This window comes from Klebsiella quasipneumoniae subsp. quasipneumoniae, assembly GCF_020525925.1.
Taxonomy (GTDB): domain Bacteria; phylum Pseudomonadota; class Gammaproteobacteria; order Enterobacterales; family Enterobacteriaceae; genus Klebsiella; species Klebsiella quasipneumoniae.
This window is the reverse complement of sequence record NZ_CP084876.1, coordinates 40,163-61,705: the sequence shown is the minus strand read 5'-3', so window position 1 is coordinate 61,705 and position 21,543 is coordinate 40,163. Positions and strand designations below refer to the sequence as shown.

The following is a 21,543-nucleotide window of genomic DNA, read 5'->3' as shown; positions in this document are numbered from 1 at the left end:
AGGTAATTCGTTAACTTGCGAAGGCTATGATTTTTATTTATGTTGTCGACTCACTCACTGTATCAGGCCTGACGAATAATGCTGAAGAGAATGCACAATAAAATCATAAATATCATGCAGCTGCGTTTTTTCTGTCAGGTCGCGCTGCGCGGAAGCGTTTCGCGTGCTGCCGATGACTTATTCCGCACGCAGTCAGCGATAACCCGGGCTATCCGCGATCTTGAAGCCGCGTTGAACGTCACGCTATTCGAACGCCATTACAGCGGCATGGTGCCCACCGAGTATGGCAAGTGCATCCTGCCGCGCGCCCGGCGGGCGATTGACGACCTGCAGGCCATTCCGGCGCTATTGCAGAAACACCATACCCGCACCAGCGGCCCCCTGGCGGACGCCGGCTGGCTGTTCAATACCCGCCGGTTAGCCATTTTTATTCAGCTCTATCACGTCAACCATACCCAAACCGTCGCGCAACAGTTGGGGATCACCCAACCGGCGGTCAGCGCCGCGCTGAAGGTCCTGGAAAAAGGGGCGGATTCGGCGCTGTTTCGCCGAACGCCAGAAGGGGTACGCCCCACGCCTGCCGCAGAACTGCTCTATCCGCCGGTCAGCAGAGCGCTCAACGAACTGGAAAATATCTGGAGCGATCTCGCCGCCCGTCGTGGGGTACTGGAGGGCACCGTGCGTATTGGCGCTCTGCCGCTGAGTCGCACCCGGCTACTGCCCACCGCCATCGCCGCCTTTCTGGCACAGCACCCGGGCATTACTCTCATGACCAATGAAAGCCCGTATGAGTCGCTGGTCGCCGATATGCGGGCAGGTAATATCGATTTTATTATCGGTGCGCTGCGCCAGGATGAAGATCTACCGGACCTCTGTAGCGAGGCGTTATTCGAAGAGGATATGCTGATTTTACTGCGTAATAACCACCCACTGCTACGCCATCCAGACCCGCGTAGCCAGCTGGCGACAGCGCAATGGGTGCTACCGCGCGCCAACGCCCCGGCACGCCATTTGCTGGATAGGGCGTTTGTCACCTTAGGATTGCCGCTGCCTCAGCCGACGGTGGAGACCGGGGATGCGGCGATGGTGCGAGGGTTGCTGAGGGACTCAGACATGCTGGCGGCGGTTTCCGCCAGCCAGATGCGTTTTGAGACAGACAACGGGCTGCTCAGCGTGTTGCCGGTCCCCCTGCCTGATACCACCCGGCGTATCGGACTGACGTTTCGCGCCGGCAGCCTGCCCTCCCCGGCGACGCAGGCGCTGTTGCGTTTTATTTATCAGCAGGTTCAGGGCGGGACCGTTTAACGTTTACCCGCCACTGAGTAAGTTACCTGTTGGTTACGCGTTTGCTGAAACGCCTCCAGCGTCTGCCCGCGCATCGCGGCGTAAATATGCAGGTTGGATACGCCGACCACCGCGCCCATTTTCTCCAGCAGGAAGAAACTGGCGCCGTACTGAATCAATCCACGCCAGTCGCGTGCGTTGAGCAACTGCTTTTCCTCCTCACTCAGTCCAGCTTCGGCATAAAGCGACTGAGGCGACTGCAGAAAACGTTCGCGCCAGGCAGGCTCAATCAGCCGATGCAGGAAACGGTTAAGCCGCAAGCCATTCAGGCTGCGCTCGTGGGTAAAAGGATAGGTTCCCGGCAGTTTCTCCACCCCGGCCAACTGCTGCGCCATATGCTGGCGATGGCGCGTCAGGGTATCGACGGGGGGCATGCGCGCATTGTTCTCAAGGATCAGCGTAGCGATACCGGTCATCGACGGCAGGTAATAGTCGCGCCAGGTTTCGGTGACATTGGCTGATAGCGCGCCGCGCATCACCAGCCACATGATCACCTCAGACCCCTCCATTCCCCCCAGTTCGGCATATTCGCCAAGGGTCATTTCGGTAAGCTTTTCCGGGTCATTAACCAGCATGTCAACAAACTGGGCGTCCCACTCAGGATTATTAAATCCGCAGCGCTCGCCATGGACCTGATGAGAGAGCCCGCCGGTCGCGACAATCGCCACATTGATATCTTCCGGGAAACTTTCAATCGCCCGCCGCAGCGCCTGGCCGAGTTTGTAACAACGACGCGCGCTTGGTACCGGAAATTGCAGCACGCCGATCTGTAACGGGATCACCGCCGTCGGCCACCCCTGCTCTTCATCCCAGGGCAACAGCGCCGAAAGCGGCGAGAAAAGGCCGTGGTCGAGCTTTTTATCCATAAAGAACGACATATCAAACTCATCGGCCATCAGGCTGGCGCCTATGTGCCTTGAGAGCGCCGCGTTGCCCTGTACCGGGGGCAGGCAGCGCGGTCCGCCGCCCTCGTCGGCAACGTCATATTGATTGTCGATTCCCAGCGTAAAAGTCGAATAGTGATCGAAGAAAAAGGCGGTCACATGGTCATTAAAAATGTACACCAGCGCATCCGGTTTTTTCTCCTCCAGCCAGCGCTGCAGCGGTTCGAAGCTCTGGAAGATCGGCGACCATGCCGGGTCCTGCTGTTTATGATGATCGACCGCGAAGCCGATAGTCGGGGTATGAGAGACGGCGATACCGCCGAGAATGTTAGCCATCTGATAACTCCACTTATCGGTGTTCCAGGGGGGATGACAAAGCGTCCAGTTCTGCCTCTGTGAGTCGAGGCTTAGCGTGATTCATACGGTGCAACAAAATACAGATCCCCGCCAGGCAGGCCGGTAGCGCAAGCACTAAAAAGATCGAGGAGTGTCCCGGTACGGCCAGCATCAGCATCCCGCCCAGCGTGGAGCTGAGAATAGCGCCGGTACGGCCGATACCATGCATCCAGCTGACGCCGGTGGCGCGGATTTCGGTTTGATAATAGGCTGGCGAATAGGCCTGCAGACCGTTCTGCGCGCCGTTAATGCACATCCCGCTGATAAAAATCAGCACCGATAGCGCCGCCGATCCGAAATCCATCAACCCCTGGGACATCAAGCACAGGCAGCCGAGAAAATAGGTTGCCGCAATCACCGCTTTCGCCGAGGCACGATCCATCAGCATACCGACAAGGATCCCGCCCAGCGGGCCACCAAGCTGGAACAAGCCGGTCATCATCGCCGCCTGCTGCAGCGACAACCCGCCGGAGCGAAGAATGGTTGGCAGCCAGCCGTTCAGCAGATATATCACGAACAGGCCCATAAAATAGGTCAGCCACAGCGCTATCGTGCCGCGGGCATAGCCATGCCGGAACAGCTGCGCCACTTTACTGCTCCGCGTGATGGGCGGCGCATTCAGCTGGAAAACGGTTTCAGCCGTAAACTGGCCCCCAAGCCGGTTAAGCGCCCTGGCGATCTGCTCGCCAGGTAATCGGCGCGCCACCATGCTCATTGCCGACTCAGGTAACATCACGATCATAAAGGGAAGCACCACGAGCGGCAGCACGCCGCCAAAAATCAGCGCCGAATGCCAGCTGTAATGCGATAACAATCCGGCGGCGATAAAGCCGCCGAGGCCGGAACCCACGTTAAAACCGCTGTACATCAGGGTGATCATCACCCCTTTACGCCGCTCCGGCATATATTCCGCCACCAGCGTGACGCAGTTGGGCATCACCGCGCCAAGTCCAAGGCCAGTAAGAAAACGCATCAGCGCCAGTTGCGATGGGCTTTGCGCCACGGCGCCGGCCAGGCTGAACAGCGCAAACAACGCCACCGACCAGAGTAAAATGCGCTTTCGGCCGTAGCGGTCAGAAAGCGGGCCCGCCACCAGCGCGCCAATGGCGACGCCGAACATGGCCGCCCCAAGAATCGGCCCCATTTCAGCCCGGCTGATGCCCCAGTCCTCGATGAGCGCCGGGGCGACAAAGCCCATCACCGCGGCGTCATACCCATCCAGCATAATGATGATGAAACAGAGCAGCAGCACGTTCCATTGAAAGCGCGAGACCGGGCGGGCATCTATCCACGCTTTCACATCGACAACGTTCATGTGATTCATAGGGTGACTTCCTCAAGCAGGCGGTACGAATGTTCTGGTTAGTGTTTTTTGAGTGGAACTTTCGTACTCAACTTAAGGCAGGTCACGCAGGCTGTCCGGTTCGAAAACCCGGCGACAGATATGAGTTTTATTTATAATGTGAAGGATACGACAAAAAACAGCCATTAAAAAACCCGCAGCCAACGGCGGCGGGTCAGGGCAAGAGCGACGATCAGTGCTTCGGAATAATTAAATCGCCGCGCAGCGGACTGCCGCCCGGGTTGTCCGTTTTCTCGGTCAACCAGTTGACGATCCGCGACGCCATCGCGTCCATGGAATATTCAATCGCCGGGATAGTCGGGATACCGGGCAGCTCTAACGATCCGGCGAGGCTAAACACCATCACATTTTGCGGAACGGCGCGGTTAAACGCCTGCAGCTGCGGCACCACGCGCTGCGCCTGCTGTTCATCGCTCACCAGCAGCGCGTTAAAGTTCAGCGTCGTGGCGTTATTGACCAGCTCCTGCACCGCCACCGACGGCGAGGTGTTATCCAGAAACACCAGATTGCGATTAAACGGCAAAAAGTTTTTTTCCAGCGCGTGCTTGTAGCCCAGCAGCACCTGATCGGCGAAGCCGCTGCTCTGGGGATGGATCAGCGCAATCTGCCTTCTGCCCTGGCTTATCAGATAGTGACAGGCGGTTTCGGCGGCGAAGGCGTGATCGAACTGAATGCTGTTTTCGCCCTCGCTGTCGAGGCAGTCCACCAGCACTACGTCCGGGCGGTTAATATTCAGAGGAAAACGCGCGCCGATGATCAGCACGTTATCGCACAGCCCGCAGGTCAACTCCTCCAGCGAGTTCATCACGCCGCTGCTGGTGTTGGCGAAGCGCAGCAGCAGGTGCTTCTGGTGCTGGCTGAGCTGTTTTTCCAGGGCGTAGAGATAGCTGGTGGTTTGATTGATATTGTCCTGGGCGCAGATGACGCCGATGCAGCCGGTGGACTGGCTAAGCAACGACTGGGCTATCATGTTTGGCCGGTAATTGAGCGTTTCCGCCGCCTGCAGCACCGCCTGACGACTGGCCTCCTTCACGCCACGTGAGCCGCTCAACACTCGCGACACCGTGGCTTTGGAAACCCCGGCAAGTCGTGAAACATCATTGATTGTCGACATCATTTTCCCCTGCGCGGGCGCCGCGCCCCGCTAAAATCCCGTAAACCTGAATCGCTTCAATTATGACCAGCGCAGTATATCCATTTCGCCATTTGTTTGGAAACCGATTTTCCATTTCAGCGCAAAACATCGCCAAATCGACAGAATAATGTGAGCCAAATCCAATAAATCCGCCCCATAAGCAGGAGATCTTGACCACTATCACAGTTCTGCTTTTTATGAATGGAAACCGGTTTCCGTCTGATATCAAATCATCCACGCAATAACTTTTTACATTTTGAGGATGGTCGTCGATGTACAAGATTATGCTGTGCTGTTCTGCCGGAATGTCCACCAGTCTGCTGGTCAGAAAGATGGTGGAGGCGGCGAATGAACGTGATCTGCCGGTGCAGATTGACGCCTATGGCGTTTCCGAATTTGACATCCAGTTTCCGCAGTATCAGGTGGTGTTGCTTGGCCCCCAGGTGAAATACATGTTGAAAACCCTGTCTGACAAAGCGGCTTCCCTGAACATTCCGGTTCAGCCCATCGATACGATGGACTACGGCATGCAGCGGGGAGACAACGTCCTGAATTATGCTCTGTCGCTGATCCCAGCGGCGCACTGAGAGGTGTTGAAATGAGTTCTCTGTATCAGTCCATGATTGCCGTGATCGAGCAATCTATTACTCCGCTGGCAGGACGCCTTGGGCAGCAGAAATATGTTATCGCTATCCGCGATGGCTTCACTGCCGCATTGCCGTTTATGATCATCGGCTCTTTCATGCTGGTATTTATCTTTCCGCCGTTTTCACCCGATACCACCAACGGCTTTGCCCGCGGCTGGCTCGATTTCTCCCAGCACTACCGCGAACAGCTGATGCTGCCGTTTAACCTCAGCATGGGCGTAATGACCTTCTTTATCTCGGTCGGCATTGGCGCCAGCCTCGGTCGTCAGTTTCAGCTCGATCCGGTGATGTCCGGTCTGCTGGCGTTTATGGCCTTCCTGCTGGTCGCCGCGCCCTATGCCGATGGTAAAATTTCCACTCAGTATCTGTCCGGCCAGGGCATTTTTACCGCCCTGATCACCGCCATCTACTCCACCCGCGTCTACGCGTGGCTGAAGCAAAACAACATCACCATCCGTCTGCCGAAAGAGGTGCCGACCGGCGTCGCCCGTTCATTTGAAATCCTGATCCCGGTGCTGGTGGTGATTGGTACTTTGCATCCGCTGAACCTGTTTATCGAAGCGCAGACCGGGATGATCCTGCCGCAGGCGATCATGCATCTGCTGGAGCCGCTGGTTTCCGCCTCCGACTCGCTGCCGGCGATTTTGCTCTCCGTTCTGATGTGCCAGATTTTCTGGTTCGCCGGGATCCACGGCTCGCTGATTGTCACCGGCATTATGAACCCGTTCTGGATGGCCAACCTGTCGGCAAACCAGGCGGCGCTGGCGGCCGGCACGGTGCTGCCGCACGTCTATCTGCAGGGTTTCTGGGATCACTATCTGCTGATTGGCGGCGTCGGTTCGACCCTGCCGCTGGCCTTCCTGCTGCTGCGTAGCCGGGCCACTCATCTGCGCACCATCGGCAAGATGGGCATCGTGCCGAGCTTCTTTAATATCAACGAGCCGATCCTGTTCGGGGCGCCGATCATCATGAACCCGATGATGTTTATCCCCTTCGTCTGCGTACCGATGGTCAACGCGGTGCTGGCTTACGGCGCGACGCGTCTTGGCTGGCTGAGCCAGGTGGTGTCTCTCACTCCGTGGACCACGCCGGCACCGATTGGCGCCTCGTGGGCGGCCAACTGGACGCTGAGCCCGGTAGTGATGTGCCTTATCTGCATGGTGATGTCGGCGGTGATTTACCTGCCGTTCCTGCGCGCCTATGAACGTTCCTTAATGAAAACCGAAGTTGAGAAAACCAAAAATAGCGTTCCGGTGGCAGAAACCGTTAGCTAATTCCTCTCCGCCCCGGAGAGATAATATGATGACAGCGTCATAATGCAGAAAAAGGACTTTCACTGCATTATTAAATAATAAAGACCTCAGGAATACACATGATTGAATTAGAAGATGCGGTAATGGAAATTATCGTCAATGCGGGACAGTCACGCTCATTATGTTTTGAAGCGCTGCATGCGGCCCGAACCGGAAATATCGACGAAGCGCGTTTACTCTTAAATGAGGCCGACGGTTACGCCCGCCGGGCGCATCAGATGCAGACCCAGCTCATCGAGCAGGATGCCGGTGAAGCGCGTCAGCCTATGACGCTTATTATGGTACATGCCCAGGATCATCTGATGAATTCGCTGCTGGCCCGCGAGTTCTCAGAAGAATTAATCCATCTGTACCAGCGTTAATTAATATGGAATAACGTCAGCGAGAATATTACTCTCCGGCGTCGCTGTACCCTAAAAAAACAAATCAGCTTATTTTGGTTATTTATTTTAGCCAGAATGGGATGGTTATTATCTGAAATATATTAATTATTAAAGCGAGATAACCATGAATACTGTGAAAAAACTGCCTTTAGCCATGGCGGTTGTCGCCGCGCTGTGCCCAATTTCCGTAATGGCGCAAGAATTTACTCAGGAACAGATCGACGCCATTGTCGCCAAAGCCGTTGATAAAGCGCTGGCCGACCGCCAGGCGAAAATTGACGCCGCGGCCGACAAAAAGGTCGACGTCATTACCAACCCGCAGACCACCGCCGCCTCGCCGGATATGGCCATTCCGTTCGGCCTCAAGTTCAGCGGCTATGCCCGCTATGGCGCCCATTTCCAGACCGGCGACCAGAAATATGTCGGCGTCGACGGCTCCTATAACGGCGCCTCGGCGATCGGTCGTCTGGGCAACGAAAGCAACGGCGGCGAATTCCAGATCAGCAAAGCCTTCAAAAGCGCGCAGGGGGCTATCTGGGATCTCAACGTCATGTTCGACCACTGGAGCGACGAGGTTAACCTGAAGAAGGCCTACGTCGGCGTCACCAACGTGCTGGAATCCAACCCCAACGCCTATATCTGGGCCGGCCGCGACTTCCACCAGCGTCCGCAACAGGGGATCAACGACTACTTCTGGATGAACCACGACGGCCAGGGCGCCGGGGTGAAGAACTTTGATATCGGCGGCGTGCAGTTCGACGTGGCGACGGTCTCGCAGGTGAAATCCTGTAGCCCGGAAGTGATGGCCGACGAGACCAACCCGTCGCGCATCACCTGTACCGGCAGCTCCGACACCGGGGACAACGGCCACTACGCGCTGACCACCAAAACCCACAACATCAAGGCCGGGCCGATCGACGTCGAGGTGTACGCCAACTACGGCTTTGACTCGAAGGCGGTGGACAGCGACGCGCGTCTCGAAGCCTGGCAGGGCGGCCTGGTGCTGAGCCACACCAACGACAGCGGAGTGAACAAGGTGATCCTGCGCTACTCCGACAACTCGGATAACAGCGTCTACAACAAAACCGACGACCTGACCACGGTCTACGCCAGCTTCGAGGGCAGCCATAAGTTCACCCAGCAGGCGCAGGTGGAATATCTGCTGGCCTTCCACGACTACGACAACGGCAAAGATAATACCGACAACCGCAAAAACTACGGCGCCATCGTGCGGCCGATGTACTTCTGGAACGACGTGCACTCCACCTGGCTGGAAGCGGGCTACCAGCGCGTGGACTACGACCAGGGCGGGGATAACCACGGCTGGAAGCTGACGCTGTCGCAGAACATCGCCATCGGCATGGGGCCGGAGTTCCGTCCGATGCTGCGCTTCTACGTGACCGGCGGTCAGGTGGACAACGAGCATACCGCGAAGGTCAACGGCACCAAAGACCAGCAGCTGGATTCGCTGAACGTCGGCGGGATGTTTGAGGCGTGGTTCTGATGCGATAGCGTTGTCGAAGGAGCGTTCCCGGCTGGCGCTACGCTTAGCCGGGCTACGACTGGTGCGCTCCATTTATGCCGGATGGCGGCATACATGCCTTATCCGGCCTACGTTCCTTCCTGCGGGCTCCCCCTGTAGGCCCGGCAAGCGCAGCGCCGCCGGGCGGTCAGGCGCCAGCCCCGCATGACGACATCCACTCTTTATCTCTGACACAAACGACGGGCGATGCGCTCCAGCTTCATCATCAACAGCAGCGTGACGCCCACCAGCACGATGGTCAGCGCCGAGCCATCGGCGATATTACCGCGATCGGTCAGGCTGAAAATGGTCACCGGCAGGGTGGTCCAGCCCGGCGGATAGATCATCACCGTCGCTCCCAACTCCCCCATCGACAGCGATAAACTCAGCGCCAGCGCCGAGATCATCCATGGCGTCATCAGCGGCAGCGTCACATGGCGCAGGCGGTACCACGGGGAAGCGCCCAGGCTGGAGGCGACGTTTTCAATATCAGCGGAAATTCGCGCCAGCCCGGTGGTCACGTTGCTGAAGGTAAAGGCCGAGATCAGCACGAAATGCGCCGCCAGGACGATAAAGAAGGTGCCATTCATCTGCAGCGGCCCCTGGCTGAAGGCCACCAGAATGCCCAGTCCCACGGAAACCGAGGGGATGGCGCTGGGCAGATAAAACATCACCCCAAGATATTTCTGCAGCTTCGCGCCCGTCTGGCGCAGCGCCAGCGCCGCCCACATCCCGCACAGCAGCGCCAGCAGGCTGGCGCAGAAGCCCACCATCAGGCTGGAAAACAGCGAATCCCACGCCGCGCCGCGAAAAGCGTTAACAAAGTGGGCAAAGGTAAAGCCGGTGGGCAGCAGGCCGTTCCACTGCTGGCTCAGGCTGGAGAGCAAAATCACCGCCAGCGGCAGCAGGAAGATGCCGGCAAAGAGCGTCACCGCCAGCGCGCCCGCCGCCGCGCGGCCTTTACGCGACCAAATCAACATCGTTAACTCCTTACGCCAGTGCGCGCCGCCGCCAGCCGATAGAGCATAAACAGCCCCAGCGACAGCAGAATATTCATCAGCGCGATCATGCAGGCCACGCTGTAATCCGACTCCAGAATCGCCTTGCTGTAGACCATCATCGGCAGGGTATTGACCCCTTTGGCGCCGATAAACAGCACGATACCGAACTCGTTAGTGGTCAACAGCAGGCACAGGCTGCCCCCCGCCATCAGCGCCGGCAGCGCCGCCGGGAAGATAACCTGGGTCATCACCCGCAGCGGGTGAGCGCCAAGAATACTCGCCGCTTCCAGCTGACTCTTATCGATCTGCCGCAGTCCGGCCATCAACGGGCGCATCACCAGCGGCGTAAAGACGGTGATCTCCGCCAGGATCACGCCGTTAATCGAATAAAGGAAGTCCACCGGCGGCAGTTCAAAGGCGAACAGCGCCATCAGGGCGCCGTTGAGCAGCCCCGCCGATCCGTAAATAAAGGTGAACGCGAGAGTGATAAGGAAGGTCGGCAGCGCAATAAAAGTATCGATCACCCGGCAAATCAGCTGGCTGCCGGGGAACGGAATAAAAACCAGAATCAGCGCCAAAACGCTGCCGAGCACCAGGCAGCCAAGGGTAGCGAACACCGCAATCTGTAAGGTATTGAGCAGCGCGCCAATAAAGCGTTTTGAGTCAATCACCTGCCAGAAGGTTTCGAGGCTCAGTTTGCCGCTGGCGTCGCGCAGCGCCTGTTCGGCGATCAGCAACAGCGGATAGAAAAACAGCGTCGCCAGCACCAATAGCGGCAACGCCAGCCACAGGTAAGGGCGCAGGTTTCGCGCCGGGCGCGTAAGGATTAAGGTTTGCGCCATCATTGCTCCTCGATCAGAACCGCATCGCCAGGTTCGAAGTAGAGCGCCAGCTTGTCGCCCGCGCGCGGCAGGGGGTTGACGTGAGTCATGACGATCCGCACCGCTTCGCCCGCGACGTCGCACAGCAGATGCGTCAGATCGCCCTGCCAGTGTACCGAAGTCAGGGTGGCGTTGAGGCGATTACTGGTTGCCGATCGCGGCGCCAGGCTCATATGCTGCGGGCGAATGCATAACAGCTTGTTGTTGCCATGCAGCCCACCCCGGCTGAAGGCGTTAACCAGGCCGCCGCCGCAGCTCACGTTAACCAGACCCGGCTGAAGACTATCGGTCAGCGCCGTCGCCTGCAGGATATTGGCGCGGCCGAGGAATTCGGCGCTAAAGCGGTTCGGCGGATAGTGGTACAGCTCGTGCGTTTCGCCATGGGCGATCAGCGACCCGTCTTTCATAATGCCGATTTTATCCGCCAGAGTGAGCGCTTCGGTCTGATCGTGGGTGACGTAGAGGATGGTCAGCTCCGGCAGTTCGCGGTGCAGACGGGCAATCTCTTCCACCATGTTATGACGAATTTGCGCATCCAGCGCCGACAGCGGTTCATCAAGCAACAACACCCGAGGACGCACGGCAATGGCGCGGGCTATCGCGACGCGCTGCTGCTGGCCGCCGGAAAGCTGATGCGGATAGCGGGTGGCGTAGTCCGCCATACCAACGATTTTTAAGGCTTCAGTCACCCGCCCGGCGATCAGCGCCCTGGGCTGCTTTTGCGCCCGCAGGCCGAAGGCGACATTGTCTTCCACCTTCATATGGGGAAACAGCGCGTAGTTCTGCACCACCATCGCCAGCCCGCGCTGGTAAGGCGGCAGGTGGGTGACGTCCGTGTCGCCGATCAGGATCCGCCCGCCAGCCGGTTGCACAAATCCGGCAATCGCCCGCAGCACGGTGGTTTTCCCGGAACCGGAAGGGCCAATCAGCGCCAGCACCTCACCGGGTTCAATGGTCAATGACAGCGGTTTTAAGACCACGTTGCCGTGGTAGGAAACGCGCAGCGAGCCCAGGGTGATCCCGGAAGTCCCCGCCAGCGACGGGGAAGGCGTGACGGTCGTTTTCATTAACATCAGGCTTACTCGCTATCGGTCACTTTATGCCAGCGGGCGATATCCGCCGAGAGAGAAAGCGCAACGTCGTCCCAGTTGGGTTCCCAGCGCTTCACGCCGTCGAGCGCCGCCTGCGCCGCCTTAAAGTTAGCGTCATCCGGCGCCACGTCGTTGCGTACCGGTAAGCCCCAGGAGCGCGCGCTGACGCTGGATTGCGCCGGTTTATCCAGCAGGAAATTAATCAGCTTTTTGCCGTTTTCGCTGTTCGGCCCGTTCTGCACCAGCCCGATGGTGTAGGGCAGCGCCAGCGCGCTGCGCTCGCCGTTATCATCCGCCGGCCAGAAAATTTTAACGTTCGGGTTACGCGCCATCTGCGACAGGTTCATCTGCAGATCGCCGTTGGCGACGTACAGCTCGCCTTTGTTGACCAGCGCCGTCAGCTTGCCGGTGGAGGCCGATGGGCCGACGTTATTGGCCTGAAGCTTGCCAAGATAGGCAAAGCCAGCGTCTTTGCCGCCAAGGCTGTGGAAGGCCTGCAGCATCACCGCGGTGCCGTCCCCCGCCTGGCCCGGCGTGGAGTACTGGAGCTTATTCTTAAAGCGGCTATCCAGCAGATCCTGCCAGCTGGCCGGCGCGGTTTTCAGCAACTGACCGTTATAGATGAAGGTCAGATAGTTGTTCACCAGCGGCGAATAGCGGTCGTTGGCGCCAGGGATCTGCGCGCTGCCCTGTGGAGTAAAGGTGGCCAGCAGCTGCTCTTTCGCGGCGCGCTGGATAAACGGCGGCACCGTCACCAGTACGTCGGCCTGCGGATTGGTGCGCTCCTTCGCCAGACGCTCGACAATCGCGCCGGAGCCGCCTTCCACATACTGCACTTTGATGCCCGTCGCTTTGGTGAAGGCGTCGAACTGGCTCTGATACCAGCTGTTATCGCCGTCATGCAGGCCGTCGGCGGAGTAAACCGTGACGACGCCGTCCGCCCAAACCGGGGAGCTGGTCAGCGCGAACAGGGACAGCAGAGCAAGTCGGGAGAGTTTCATCGTGTTAGCCTCATCGCAGTTAGTTATTCTGGTGTAGACCAGATTTGCCTTCACGCTACCGGGGGTTTATGACAAAACGATGAAAGAAGTGTGTCGAAAGAGTTAAAACGAGGGGAGGCATAGCCCCGGTTAACGCTGACGCCACCGGGGACACGGGAAGGGTTAATGCAATAAAATCAATGGGTATCGACTTCGATCCGTAGGCTGTCATGCCGCCAGTATTCGATATCGTAATCAAGAATACGCCCGTGCTGATCGTAATTCAGCCTGCGCAACAGCAGCGCCGGGCGCCCCTCCATCACCCCCAACGCCGCTGCGGCCTGCGGCGGCATGGAGGTGGGATAAAACGACAAATGCATACTGGTATAGATCAGGTCGTACTGGCTCTGATAAATCTCGGTCAGACTGCCGTTGAGATCGTGGCGCAGCAGCTCCGGCACCCGGGCCGGCAGGCAGTGGTTTTCGCAATAGCACACCGGACGCCCGTCGGCATAGCGCAGGCGGGTCAGCAGGTAGACCTGATCGAAGGGCTGCAGCGCCAGCGGCGCCATCACATCCAGCGGCACGGCGGATAACCGGCCATCAAGCAGCACCGTTTTCGGCTCACGTCCCTGCTCGAGACACAGCTTGTGGAAGTTGGTGTTCTGCGTCGGATCCAGCCACAGCCGCTCCGGCGTCACAAACCAGCCGCGGCGGTCGGCGCGGTAGATCACGCCGCTGGCCTCCAGCTGCGCCAGGCTCTCGCGCACGGTGATACGGGTCGTGTTGAACAACGCGCACAGCTCGCGCTCGGAAGGCAATTTATCGCCGCTTTTGAGGGCGCCGTTTTGAATACGCGCCTGCAGCTGCGCCTTAATCATCAGGTATTGCGGCATCTCGCCAGAGGGTGATTTCATGTTTACTCGCAGCCACTTTTGGTGCGCTCATTATACATAGCCAGATGAATTTTTTGTTGCAGCGCCACATTTCCTTTGACCCTGCCCCGGCTTTGTCTCCATGATAAATACCAATCTGGTATAGACCAAATGGTGAGACAAATGACTTCTCGGAACTACCTGCTGCTGACCCCCGGCCCGCTAACCACCTCCCGCACGGTGAAAGAGGCGATGTTATTCGATAGCTGCACCTGGGATGATGATTACAATCTCGGCGTGGTACAGACCATTCGTCAGCAGCTGGTACAGCTGGCCACCCCGGCCGCCGGGTATACGGCGGTGCTGCTGCAGGGCAGCGGCAGCTACGCGGTCGAAGCGGTGCTCGGCAGCGTCATCGGCGAACAGGGCAAAGTGCTGATCGTCAGCAATGGCGCCTATGGCGCGCGCATGATTGAGATGGCGCAGCGGATGGGTATCGCCTTTCATCCTTACGACTGCGGCGAAGTCGCCCGCCCGGACGCCGCGGCGATCGCGCGGATCCTGCGGGATGACCCGGCGATCACCCATATCGCGATGGTGCATAGCGAAACCACCACCGGCATGCTCAACCCGATTGAAGAGGTGGCCGCGCTGGCGAAAGAGTATGGCAAACGCTATATCGTCGATGCGATGAGCAGCTTCGGCGGCATTCCGCTGGATATCGCCGCGCTGAATATTGACTACCTGATAAGCTCTGCCAACAAGTGCATTCAGGGCGTGCCGGGCTTCGCCTTCGTCATCGCCCGCGAATCGGAGCTGGCCGCCTGCAAAGGCCGCTCGCGCTCGCTGTCGCTGGATCTTTACGCCCAGTGGCGCTGTATGGAGGATAACCACGGCAAGTGGCGCTTCACCTCGCCGACCCATACCGTGCTGGCCTTCGCCCAGGCGCTGAAAGAGCTGGCCCAGGAGGGCGGCGTCAGCGCCCGCCATCAGCGCTATACCCGCAATCAGCGCCGACTGGTAGCCGGAATGCGCGCGCTCGGCTTCCGGCCGCTGCTCGACGACAGCCTGCACTCGCCGATCATTACCGCCTTTTATTCACCGGATGCGCCGCAGTATCGCTTTCACACCTTCTACCAGAAGCTGAAAGATCAGGGCTTCGTGATCTATCCCGGCAAAGTGTCGCAAAGCGATTGCTTCCGCATCGGCAACATCGGCGAAGTCTACGACGCCGACATCACCGCCCTGCTGGCGGCCATCGACAACGCCATGTACTGGAAACAATAAGGAACCGCCATGAACCGTATCACCGCTCTCATTCTCGACTGGGCCGGCACCACCGTGGACTTCGGCTCCTTCGCGCCGACGCAAATTTTCGTCGAGGCCTTCCGCCAGGCCTTCGATATTGAGATCACCCTTGAAGAGGCCCGCGTGCCGATGGGGCTTGGCAAATGGCAGCACATTGAGGCGCTGGGCAAACTGCCGTCGGTCGACAGCCGCTGGCAGGCGAAATTTGGTCGGGCGATGACGGCCGCTGATATCGATGCGATCTACGCCGCGTTTATGCCGCTGCAAATCGCTAAGGTTGTCGATTTTTCCGCTCCGATCGCCGGCGTGGTCGACACCCTCGCCGCGCTGCGCGCCGACGGACTGAAGATCGGCTCCTGCTCGGGCTATCCGCGCCCGGTGATGGAAAAACTGGTTCCAGCCGCCGCCGCCCAGGGCTATGCCCCGGACCACTGGGTCGCCACCGATGACCTTGCCGCCGGCGGGCGTCCCGGGCCGTGGATGGCGCTGCAGAACGTGATTGCCCTGGGCATAGACGATGTGGCCCACTGCGTGAAGGTCGATGATGCCGCGCCGGGCATCAGCGAAGGGTTACATGCCGGGATGTGGAGCGTCGGCCTGGCGGTGTCGGGAAATGAATTTGGCGCCACCTGGGAGGCGTATCAGGCGATGTCGAAAGAGGAAATCGCCACCCGTCGCGAGCGGGCGGCAGGCAAGCTGTATGCCGCCGGGGCGCATTATGTGGTTGATACCCTGGCGGACCTGCCGGGGGTGATTGCGGATATCAACGCCCGGCTGGCAAAAGGCGAGCGGCCTTAAGCGGGTGAATTCACCTTCACTTTGGCCGCCACCAGCAGGCCGGTAAACAGCATCAATACCCCTGACAACACCAGCGGCGACAGCAGGCCTAAATGGTCAAGCGCAATACCGCCGACCGCGGCCCCGCAGGTGTTGGCCAGCTGGATCACCGCCACCTGAATCGACCCGGCTTTTTCCGCCTGATCGGAGAGGGAACGGGTGATCCACGTTGACCATCCCACCGGGATGAGCGCGAACGCGAAGCCCCAGATGATCGCCACCGTCGAGGCGACGATTTTGCTTTCCCCCCACAGCACCAGCGCCGCCGCGCAGGCGGTCAGCACCAGCGGCGCAATCGCCAGCGCCGCTTTCACCGAGCGCTTGAGCAGCACCGAGGAGAGCGACGTGCCGATGAAGCTGGCGATACCAAAGCTCAGCAGCACCAGCGTCAGGCCATCGACATCAAACCCGGCGAGGGTCATGTACACCGGGCGAATATAGGTAAAGAAGGCGAACTGTCCGGCAAAAGCCATGAAAATGGCGCACATGCCGGCCATCACCCCCGGCCGCTTCAGCAGGCCAAACATTTTTTGCTGCTGAGCTGCCGATTCACCCGGCAGCGACGGCAGCGCTTTCAGCACCCAGATCGTACACAGCACGCCCATCACCGCCGCGCCGTTAAACACGTTGCGCCAGCCGATAAGCCCGCCAAGAAAACTGCCCAACGGGGCGGCGATCACCAGCGCGATGGATACCGCGCCGAAGATAATCGACAGCGCTTTCGGCACCACGCGCATCGGCACCAGACGCATGGTCAGCGAGGCTGACATCGCCCAGAAACCGCCGAGCGCCAGCCCCAGACAGGCGCGTCCCAGCAGCAGTAGGGTGAAGCTATCGGCAAAGGACACCAACAGGCAGGAAAGGGTCAGCAGCAGCGAAAAGAGGATCACCACGTAGCGGCGATCGGTTTTGCCAATGACGGAGGTGATAAACAGGCTGGAAAACATCGCGACGAATGCCGTCGTCGTCACCGACTGCCCGGCCATCCCTTCGGAGATGCCTAAATCCAGCGCCATCGGCGTCAGCAGACTGACCGGTAGAAATTCGACGGTAATCAGGCAGGCGACGCAGAAAGCAACCGCGAAAACTGCCGACCAGTTTGGTCGCGCGAGCTCGCGTGCGTGGGTTTTGGCTTCATTTGAATGACTCATGAGTGACCTGCGAAGAAAGTGGCGGAAAGCTGCGCAGTGTAACATTTTGTTTGTGACGCATTTAACGTTTTCGCAACTCTTCTCGCTTTTCATAAGAGGATGCGTAGCTGCTCGCATGTTTAAAAAAACGATGCTTGCTATCGCTTTAACAAATCTCAGGAGAATTTAATGTAGCACTATGTGCTATACTTTTAACGACAGGATGTCAGCAATGCGCATCTTTAAAACCAAATGGTTCGCCAGAGAGGCTAGCTCTCATGGCATTACCGACGACGAGCTCTATCAGGCAATTCAATCTGCGCTTCAGGGCAAAGTGGTTGATTTAGGAGGAGGGGTTTATAAAAAGCGACTCAACAAGAATCGCGATCGCGCAATCATCCTTACCAAAAGCGCAGGGTATTGGTTTTATACCTTTCTATATGCCAAACAGGATATGGCCAATATCAACCATCGCGAATTAATGGGGTTTCGTGAGTTAGCAAAACACTATGCCAATCTCTCTGAAGAGAAAACGACGGCCTTAGTTAAAAGTAAAGAATTGGTGGAGATTTGCGATGACAGCAAAAAATAAATACAAAAGCCCGGCTTTCGAAGCGATCCATAGCGCTGCGTCGGGGCTATTCAGCGTTGGCGCAATCCCACAGGAAACAATGCGCCATTTTGATGAATCATGTCTCGGTAGCGTAGCCGCACTTCAACCCATTGAAATTAAAGCGCTACGTGAACAACTCAATGTTAGCCAACCCGTGTTCGCTCGTTATCTGAATACCAGTGTGTCTACCGTGCAAAAATGGGAGACTGGCGCTAAACGACCGAGCGGAACGTCATTAAAATTGCTTAGCGTCGTACAAAAACACGGCCTGAAAATCCTACTGTAGTTATTCTGCCGGATGGCGCTTACGCTTATCCGGCCTACAAGGAACGTAAGGGAGATATGGTTTTGAACCACAGGCCGGATAACAATGATATCAGTGCAACCAGTGCACGCCGTCTTCCGGGAGAAACAGGTCGTTATAGCGCTGCTGAAGGTTATGCAAATCGCTCACATCCGGATCCAGCTCGCGCAGAAACCCTTGCGCAAGGCGGATTTGCGCGTCGGTGATCGGCGCCGCTAAACGCGCTTTTTGCATCAGGCGATACCAGTAATGCAGGTTTTTTTCGCTGGCGTCGACAATCGCAACCTGCCAGATCAGCAGCACCTGCGCGGCATTCTGCAGATGCGCTTCATTCGGCCGTTCCAGGTAACGCAAATACTCATTGCCGGCGGTTTTACCCAGCTGATCGATCATCGATTCCAGCGGGACGGGCGTAATGCCAAGGCGTTCGCTCAGGCGGCGGATCGCGCGGCGTGAATCAGAGGTAAGCACCCGAAATCCCACAACAAACACCACTACCAGGGTGGCCAGTCCTATCCAGATCATGCATCCTCTCATCCAATCGCAGCCTGACTATCATAATGGGAATTTGCCTGCTGTCGACTGCCGGACCTGGCATAATGCGCAAGAAATAAAAAAGCCCGGCGCACTGGCCGGGCAAGGTTACCCAATACCTGGTGAATCAGGCGGTCTGCAAAATACGGTTCTTTTTCTCGCGGCGAATTTTACGCTCTTCGAAGATAGCCACGATGGCCATCAGGCAGATACAGCCGATGGCGGCGGCGTCCAGCGCCGCAAAGGTGCCGGCCCAGCCGGTCAGGCCGAAGACCGGCGTGCCGTCGGCGATCATCCCGAGACCCAGCTTGGCGAAGCTATCGCCAATCAGATAGGCGAAAGTGCCCTTGATCCCATCGGCGGCGCCGATCGCTTTTTTCGGCACAAAGCCGACGGCGGCGACGCCAATCAACAACTGCGGACCAAACACCAGGAAGCCCAGCGCAAATAACGAGGCCAGATAGACGTACTGGTTGCTGGCGTGTTGGTAAACCCCGAGGGTGGCGATAATCAGCGCCAGCGCGATGCAGGCCACTAGCGCGCGGCGGCCGTTGGCCAGATCCGACAACCAGCCCCACAGCAGCGTGCCGACCAGCGCACCGACCTCAAACAGGGTAAAGCCCTGAATCGCCACCTCTTTCGACAGCTTCAGCTCCTGGAAGGCGTACACGGTGGACCACTGATCGATACCGATACGCACCACGTAGAGGAAGATGTTGGAGAAGCACAGCAGCCAGATCACTTTGTTTTTCAGCACGTACTCAACAAAGATCTGCCACTTGGTCATCGCATTTTCTTCGGTCTCTTTGTCCTCTTCGCTGATCGCTTCGCCAAACAGCTCTTCCGCCGTGCCGAGGCCATAGGATTCCGGCGAGTCGCTACCATAGCGCAGGCCAATAAAGCCGACGATCAGCGCAATAATCGACGGGAAGATAAACATGCCGATCACATGGCCGTCGAACAGATAGTTGGCGCCAAACAGCGCCACGCCCGCGGCGCCCGCGCCGCCGAGGTTGTGGGAGATATTCCAGAAGCCGAGAAAGGTGCCGCGTTTGCGTCTGGGCGTCCACTTGGTGATGGTGGAATAGCTGCACGAGCCGCCGGTGCTCTGGAAGAAGCCGCTCAGCGCATAGAAGGCGATCATCAGGAACAGGCTGGTGGAGCCCGCGCCCATGCTGGCGCTAAAGCCCAGCATGCAGATGGCGGAGAGGATCAGCATAAACGGCAGGAACTGCTTGGTGTTTTTGCCATCGGCATAGTAGGAAACCAGGGTTTTCCCTACGCCGTAGGTAATGGAGAAGCCCAGGCCAATCATCCCCAGCTGCGTCATGCTCAACCCGTAAGTGGAGATCATGTCGTTCTGCGCAATATTAAAGTTTTTGCGGATCAGATACATGGTCAGGTAGCCGATGAAGACCACCAGATAGGACTGCATGAAAGGTTTGAACCACATTTTGCGCCGCACGTCGAGCGGCAGATCCAGGGTCGGCTTACGAACCTGATTCAGAAAGGCCAGCATGGGTATCTCCTGAGCTGATTTTTTATGCCTGCGTCATAGCCAGGCATTGTAAAAATCAGCGCGCCGTCTGGCCTGAGACGGCGTCCAGGTGAAACCGGGAAAATTTCCTAGTTTTGCCCCATTCGCGGCGAAAGAGTGAGATGCATCACGCTTCACTGGCGGCGCGCGGCGCCTGGGCGTTTAAGAACGGCAGCAGCAGCAGCGCGGAAATGCCGGCGGCAATCGCGATCGCCACGAAGAATCCGGTCCAGTGCCAGATATCCATTACCTGCGCCAGCGGCCAGCCGGAAAGCGACGCGCCAAGATACGCGAACAGGCCGACAAACCCGGTGGCCGCCCCGGCGGCCTCTTTATGCGAACACTCCGCCGCCGCCATGCCGATCAGCATCTGCGGGCCGAAGACGAAGAAACCGGTGGTGAAGAAGCAGGCCGCCTGCATCACGTAGCTGGCGAACGGCATCAGCCACAGGCCGCCAACCGACAGCAAAATTCCGGCGGCGAAGATCAGGTTCATCGGCCCGCGATTGCCGTTAAACAGCTTATCCGAGCCCCACCCCGCCACCAGCGCGCCGATAAATCCGCCCAGCTCGAACATGGTCACCGCCGAGTTAGCGGTCACCAGATCGACGCCAAGCGTCTCCGACATATACAGATTGCCCCAGTCGTTAATCGCCGCCCGCACCACGTACACCAGCACATAGCACAGCGACAGCAGCCAGATATAGGGGTTGGCCAGCACGTAGCGGGTGAGGATTTCTTTACGCGTCAGTCCGGCGCCCTCCTGCTGCTGGGCAATCTCCAGCGCATCGTGACGCCAGTCGCCGACGGCGGGCAGCCCCACCGCCTGCGGACGATCCCGCAGCCGCCAGCACAGGTATAATCCGGCGAGGATCGCCAGGCCCCCGGCGATGATCATCCCCGCGCGCCAGCCGTAATGTAGCGCCGCCGCCCCCACCACCATCGGGATCAGCGCGCCGCCAACGTTATGCGCCGTATTCCACAGCGCCCACCAGCCGCCGCGCTCGGTGCGTGAATACCAGGCCGTCAGCAGCCGGGCGCAGACCGGCGAGCCCCACCCCTGGAAGAAGGCGTTTAGCGCCCACAGCAGGGCGAAGGCCCACAGTGAGGAAGAAAAACCGAACAGAATATTCACCACCCCGGTGGCGATAAGCCCCAGCCCCATAAAATAGCGGGCGTCGGAGCGGTCGCTGACGATACCGGAGAAAAATTTCGACAGTCCGTAGGTGATGTAGAACAGCGTGGCCAGCAGACCGATATCGCTGCGGGTCAGCACGTTGCTGGCGAGAATATCAGGAACCGCGGCGTTAAAGCTTTTGCGGGTGAAATAGAACAGCGCGTAGCCCAGCCAGATGGTCAACAGGATATGGCGACGCCAGTAGCGATAACGCGCATCAAGCTCGCGTTTATCGCTAATCGGCGCGGCGTCCGGCGGGGCTTTTAAAAAGGCGAACATCGGCGATCC

Annotated in this window: 22 protein-coding genes; 9 read left to right on the top strand and 13 right to left on the bottom strand. The window is 58.4% G+C overall.

Going from position 1 to position 21,543, the window contains the following annotated elements; all coding sequences use genetic code 11:
• The first annotated feature begins 78 nt into the window (after positions 1-78).
• On the top strand, positions 79-1,305 hold the full coding sequence (locus LGM20_RS00305) for a LysR family transcriptional regulator (protein ID WP_023291419.1): 1,227 nt from the start codon (positions 79-81) through the stop codon (positions 1,303-1,305).
• On the opposite strand, the gene LGM20_RS00300 is transcribed toward LGM20_RS00305, so the two are convergent.
• From LGM20_RS00300 to LGM20_RS00285, 4 genes are all read right to left on the bottom strand, one after another.
• The gene (locus tag LGM20_RS00300) at positions 1,302-2,564 is read right to left on the bottom strand and encodes a gallate dioxygenase (RefSeq protein WP_023291420.1); all 1,263 of its coding nucleotides are present in this window, start codon (positions 2,562-2,564) and stop codon (positions 1,302-1,304) included. The two genes, LGM20_RS00305 and LGM20_RS00300, sit on opposite strands and share 4 nt — an antisense overlap.
• A gap of 13 nt (positions 2,565-2,577) precedes the next feature.
• Positions 2,578-3,948, bottom strand: a complete 1,371-nt coding sequence (locus LGM20_RS00295; protein ID WP_023291421.1) for an MFS transporter — start codon at positions 3,946-3,948, stop codon at positions 2,578-2,580.
• Between the two features lie 211 nt (positions 3,949-4,159).
• A complete protein-coding gene (locus LGM20_RS00290; RefSeq protein ID WP_044525077.1) occupies positions 4,160-5,101 on the bottom strand; it encodes a LacI family DNA-binding transcriptional regulator in 942 nt (313 codons plus the stop codon).
• Entirely contained in the window at positions 5,085-5,300 is a 216-nt protein-coding gene (locus tag LGM20_RS00285) for a hypothetical protein (RefSeq protein ID WP_130940719.1), read from the bottom strand. Before LGM20_RS00285 ends, LGM20_RS00290 begins: the two co-directional genes overlap by 17 nt.
• Positions 5,301-5,394: 94 nt before the next feature.
• Here LGM20_RS00285 and LGM20_RS00280 point away from each other — a divergent pair, with 94 nt between their 5' ends.
• The 4 genes from LGM20_RS00280 to LGM20_RS00265 all read left to right on the top strand — a co-directional run bounded on the left by LGM20_RS00280 (position 5,395) and on the right by LGM20_RS00265 (position 8,969).
• Entirely contained in the window at positions 5,395-5,709 is a 315-nt protein-coding gene (locus LGM20_RS00280) for a PTS sugar transporter subunit IIB (protein WP_023291423.1), read from the top strand.
• An 11-nt stretch (positions 5,710-5,720) separates the two neighbouring features.
• Entirely contained in the window at positions 5,721-7,043 is a 1,323-nt protein-coding gene (locus LGM20_RS00275; RefSeq protein ID WP_023291424.1) for a PTS sugar transporter subunit IIC, read from the top strand.
• A 98-nt stretch (positions 7,044-7,141) separates the two neighbouring features.
• The gene (locus LGM20_RS00270; RefSeq protein WP_004205145.1) at positions 7,142-7,444 is read left to right on the top strand and encodes a PTS lactose/cellobiose transporter subunit IIA; all 303 of its coding nucleotides are present in this window, start codon (positions 7,142-7,144) and stop codon (positions 7,442-7,444) included.
• Between the two features lie 145 nt (positions 7,445-7,589).
• The gene (locus LGM20_RS00265; protein ID WP_112201152.1) at positions 7,590-8,969 is read left to right on the top strand and encodes a carbohydrate porin; all 1,380 of its coding nucleotides are present in this window, start codon (positions 7,590-7,592) and stop codon (positions 8,967-8,969) included.
• 200 nt (positions 8,970-9,169) lie between these two features.
• On the opposite strand, the gene phnV is transcribed toward LGM20_RS00265, so the two are convergent.
• The 5 genes from phnV to phnR form a co-directional block, all read right to left on the bottom strand.
• Positions 9,170-9,967 carry a 2-aminoethylphosphonate ABC transport system, membrane component PhnV gene (gene phnV, locus LGM20_RS00260; RefSeq protein WP_044525079.1) on the bottom strand — a complete coding sequence of 266 codons (798 nt, stop codon included), beginning with the start codon at positions 9,965-9,967 and terminating at the stop codon, positions 9,170-9,172.
• 2 nt (positions 9,968-9,969) lie between these two features.
• Positions 9,970-10,830, bottom strand: a complete 861-nt coding sequence (phnU, locus tag LGM20_RS00255; RefSeq protein ID WP_044525080.1) for a 2-aminoethylphosphonate ABC transporter permease subunit — start codon at positions 10,828-10,830, stop codon at positions 9,970-9,972.
• A complete protein-coding gene (phnT, locus tag LGM20_RS00250; RefSeq protein ID WP_044525081.1) occupies positions 10,830-11,942 on the bottom strand; it encodes a 2-aminoethylphosphonate ABC transport system ATP-binding subunit PhnT in 1,113 nt (370 codons plus the stop codon). The genes phnU and phnT overlap by 1 nt, the downstream gene beginning before the upstream one ends.
• A gap of 5 nt (positions 11,943-11,947) precedes the next feature.
• The gene (gene phnS, locus LGM20_RS00245) at positions 11,948-12,961 is read right to left on the bottom strand and encodes a 2-aminoethylphosphonate ABC transporter substrate-binding protein (RefSeq protein ID WP_023291429.1); all 1,014 of its coding nucleotides are present in this window, start codon (positions 12,959-12,961) and stop codon (positions 11,948-11,950) included.
• A gap of 176 nt (positions 12,962-13,137) precedes the next feature.
• Positions 13,138-13,857: a phosphonate utilization transcriptional regulator PhnR gene (gene phnR, locus LGM20_RS00240; RefSeq protein WP_023291430.1), complete on the bottom strand. Its 720-nt coding sequence runs from the start codon at positions 13,855-13,857 to the stop codon at positions 13,138-13,140.
• 141 nt (positions 13,858-13,998) lie between these two features.
• Here phnR and phnW point away from each other — a divergent pair, with 141 nt between their 5' ends.
• Together phnW and phnX are read left to right on the top strand one after the other, a co-directional pair.
• Positions 13,999-15,102, top strand: coding sequence for a 2-aminoethylphosphonate--pyruvate transaminase (gene phnW, locus LGM20_RS00235; RefSeq protein ID WP_044525082.1), 1,104 nt, complete (start codon positions 13,999-14,001; stop codon positions 15,100-15,102).
• Positions 15,103-15,111: 9 nt separating this feature from the next.
• Entirely contained in the window at positions 15,112-15,921 is an 810-nt protein-coding gene (gene phnX / locus LGM20_RS00230; RefSeq protein ID WP_044525083.1) for a phosphonoacetaldehyde hydrolase, read from the top strand.
• Here phnX and nepI read toward each other — a convergent pair.
• Positions 15,918-17,111 carry a purine ribonucleoside efflux pump NepI gene (gene nepI, locus LGM20_RS00225; protein ID WP_032454414.1) on the bottom strand — a complete coding sequence of 398 codons (1,194 nt, stop codon included), beginning with the start codon at positions 17,109-17,111 and terminating at the stop codon, positions 15,918-15,920. The two genes, phnX and nepI, sit on opposite strands and share 4 nt — an antisense overlap.
• A 211-nt stretch (positions 17,112-17,322) precedes the next feature.
• On the opposite strand from nepI, the gene LGM20_RS00220 reads away from it, so the two are divergent.
• Both LGM20_RS00220 and LGM20_RS00215 read left to right on the top strand, forming a co-directional pair.
• Positions 17,323-17,682: a type II toxin-antitoxin system RelE/ParE family toxin gene (locus LGM20_RS00220; protein WP_044525084.1), complete on the top strand. Its 360-nt coding sequence runs from the start codon at positions 17,323-17,325 to the stop codon at positions 17,680-17,682.
• Entirely contained in the window at positions 17,666-17,989 is a 324-nt protein-coding gene (locus tag LGM20_RS00215) for a helix-turn-helix domain-containing protein (protein WP_044525085.1), read from the top strand. Before LGM20_RS00220 ends, LGM20_RS00215 begins: the two co-directional genes overlap by 17 nt.
• A 90-nt stretch (positions 17,990-18,079) precedes the next feature.
• On the opposite strand, the gene LGM20_RS00210 is transcribed toward LGM20_RS00215, so the two are convergent.
• The 3 genes from LGM20_RS00210 to uhpC form a co-directional block, all read right to left on the bottom strand.
• Complete coding sequence (locus LGM20_RS00210) at positions 18,080-18,532, bottom strand: DUF1198 family protein (protein ID WP_004901545.1); 453 nt, start codon at positions 18,530-18,532, stop codon at positions 18,080-18,082.
• Positions 18,533-18,668: 136 nt separating this feature from the next.
• Positions 18,669-20,060 (bottom strand): hexose-6-phosphate:phosphate antiporter, encoded by a 1,392-nt coding sequence (gene uhpT / locus LGM20_RS00205; protein WP_004202242.1) that lies wholly within the window; start codon positions 20,058-20,060, stop codon positions 18,669-18,671.
• A gap of 145 nt (positions 20,061-20,205) precedes the next feature.
• Positions 20,206-21,534 (bottom strand): MFS transporter, encoded by a 1,329-nt coding sequence (uhpC, locus tag LGM20_RS00200; protein WP_023291436.1) that lies wholly within the window; start codon positions 21,532-21,534, stop codon positions 20,206-20,208.
• Between the last annotated feature and the right edge of the window lie 9 nt (positions 21,535-21,543).

Excerpts from the sequence above, each read along its gene's own strand:
- LGM20_RS00305 (WP_023291419.1), top strand. The coding sequence starts at position 79 with ATGCTGAAGAGAATGCACAATAAAATCATAAATATCATGCAGCTGCGT.
- LGM20_RS00300 (WP_023291420.1), bottom strand. The coding sequence starts at position 2,564 with ATGGCTAACATTCTCGGCGGTATCGCCGTCTCTCATACCCCGACTATC.
- LGM20_RS00295 (WP_023291421.1), bottom strand. The coding sequence starts at position 3,948 with ATGAATCACATGAACGTTGTCGATGTGAAAGCGTGGATAGATGCCCGC.
- LGM20_RS00290 (WP_044525077.1), bottom strand. The coding sequence starts at position 5,101 with ATGTCGACAATCAATGATGTTTCACGACTTGCCGGGGTTTCCAAAGCC.
- LGM20_RS00280 (WP_023291423.1), top strand. The coding sequence starts at position 5,395 with ATGTACAAGATTATGCTGTGCTGTTCTGCCGGAATGTCCACCAGTCTG.
- LGM20_RS00275 (WP_023291424.1), top strand. The coding sequence starts at position 5,721 with ATGAGTTCTCTGTATCAGTCCATGATTGCCGTGATCGAGCAATCTATT.
- LGM20_RS00270 (WP_004205145.1), top strand. The coding sequence starts at position 7,142 with ATGATTGAATTAGAAGATGCGGTAATGGAAATTATCGTCAATGCGGGA.
- LGM20_RS00265 (WP_112201152.1), top strand. The coding sequence starts at position 7,590 with ATGAATACTGTGAAAAAACTGCCTTTAGCCATGGCGGTTGTCGCCGCG.
- phnV (WP_044525079.1), bottom strand. The coding sequence starts at position 9,967 with ATGTTGATTTGGTCGCGTAAAGGCCGCGCGGCGGCGGGCGCGCTGGCG.
- phnU (WP_044525080.1), bottom strand. The coding sequence starts at position 10,830 with ATGGCGCAAACCTTAATCCTTACGCGCCCGGCGCGAAACCTGCGCCCT.
- phnT (WP_044525081.1), bottom strand. The coding sequence starts at position 11,942 with ATGTTAATGAAAACGACCGTCACGCCTTCCCCGTCGCTGGCGGGGACT.
- phnS (WP_023291429.1), bottom strand. The coding sequence starts at position 12,961 with ATGAAACTCTCCCGACTTGCTCTGCTGTCCCTGTTCGCGCTGACCAGC.
- phnR (WP_023291430.1), bottom strand. The coding sequence starts at position 13,857 with ATGAAATCACCCTCTGGCGAGATGCCGCAATACCTGATGATTAAGGCG.
- phnW (WP_044525082.1), top strand. The coding sequence starts at position 13,999 with ATGACTTCTCGGAACTACCTGCTGCTGACCCCCGGCCCGCTAACCACC.
- phnX (WP_044525083.1), top strand. The coding sequence starts at position 15,112 with ATGAACCGTATCACCGCTCTCATTCTCGACTGGGCCGGCACCACCGTG.
- nepI (WP_032454414.1), bottom strand. The coding sequence starts at position 17,111 with ATGAGTCATTCAAATGAAGCCAAAACCCACGCACGCGAGCTCGCGCGA.
- LGM20_RS00220 (WP_044525084.1), top strand. The coding sequence starts at position 17,323 with ATGCGCATCTTTAAAACCAAATGGTTCGCCAGAGAGGCTAGCTCTCAT.
- LGM20_RS00215 (WP_044525085.1), top strand. The coding sequence starts at position 17,666 with ATGACAGCAAAAAATAAATACAAAAGCCCGGCTTTCGAAGCGATCCAT.
- LGM20_RS00210 (WP_004901545.1), bottom strand. The coding sequence starts at position 18,532 with ATGATCTGGATAGGACTGGCCACCCTGGTAGTGGTGTTTGTTGTGGGA.
- uhpT (WP_004202242.1), bottom strand. The coding sequence starts at position 20,060 with ATGCTGGCCTTTCTGAATCAGGTTCGTAAGCCGACCCTGGATCTGCCG.
- uhpC (WP_023291436.1), bottom strand. The coding sequence starts at position 21,534 with ATGTTCGCCTTTTTAAAAGCCCCGCCGGACGCCGCGCCGATTAGCGAT.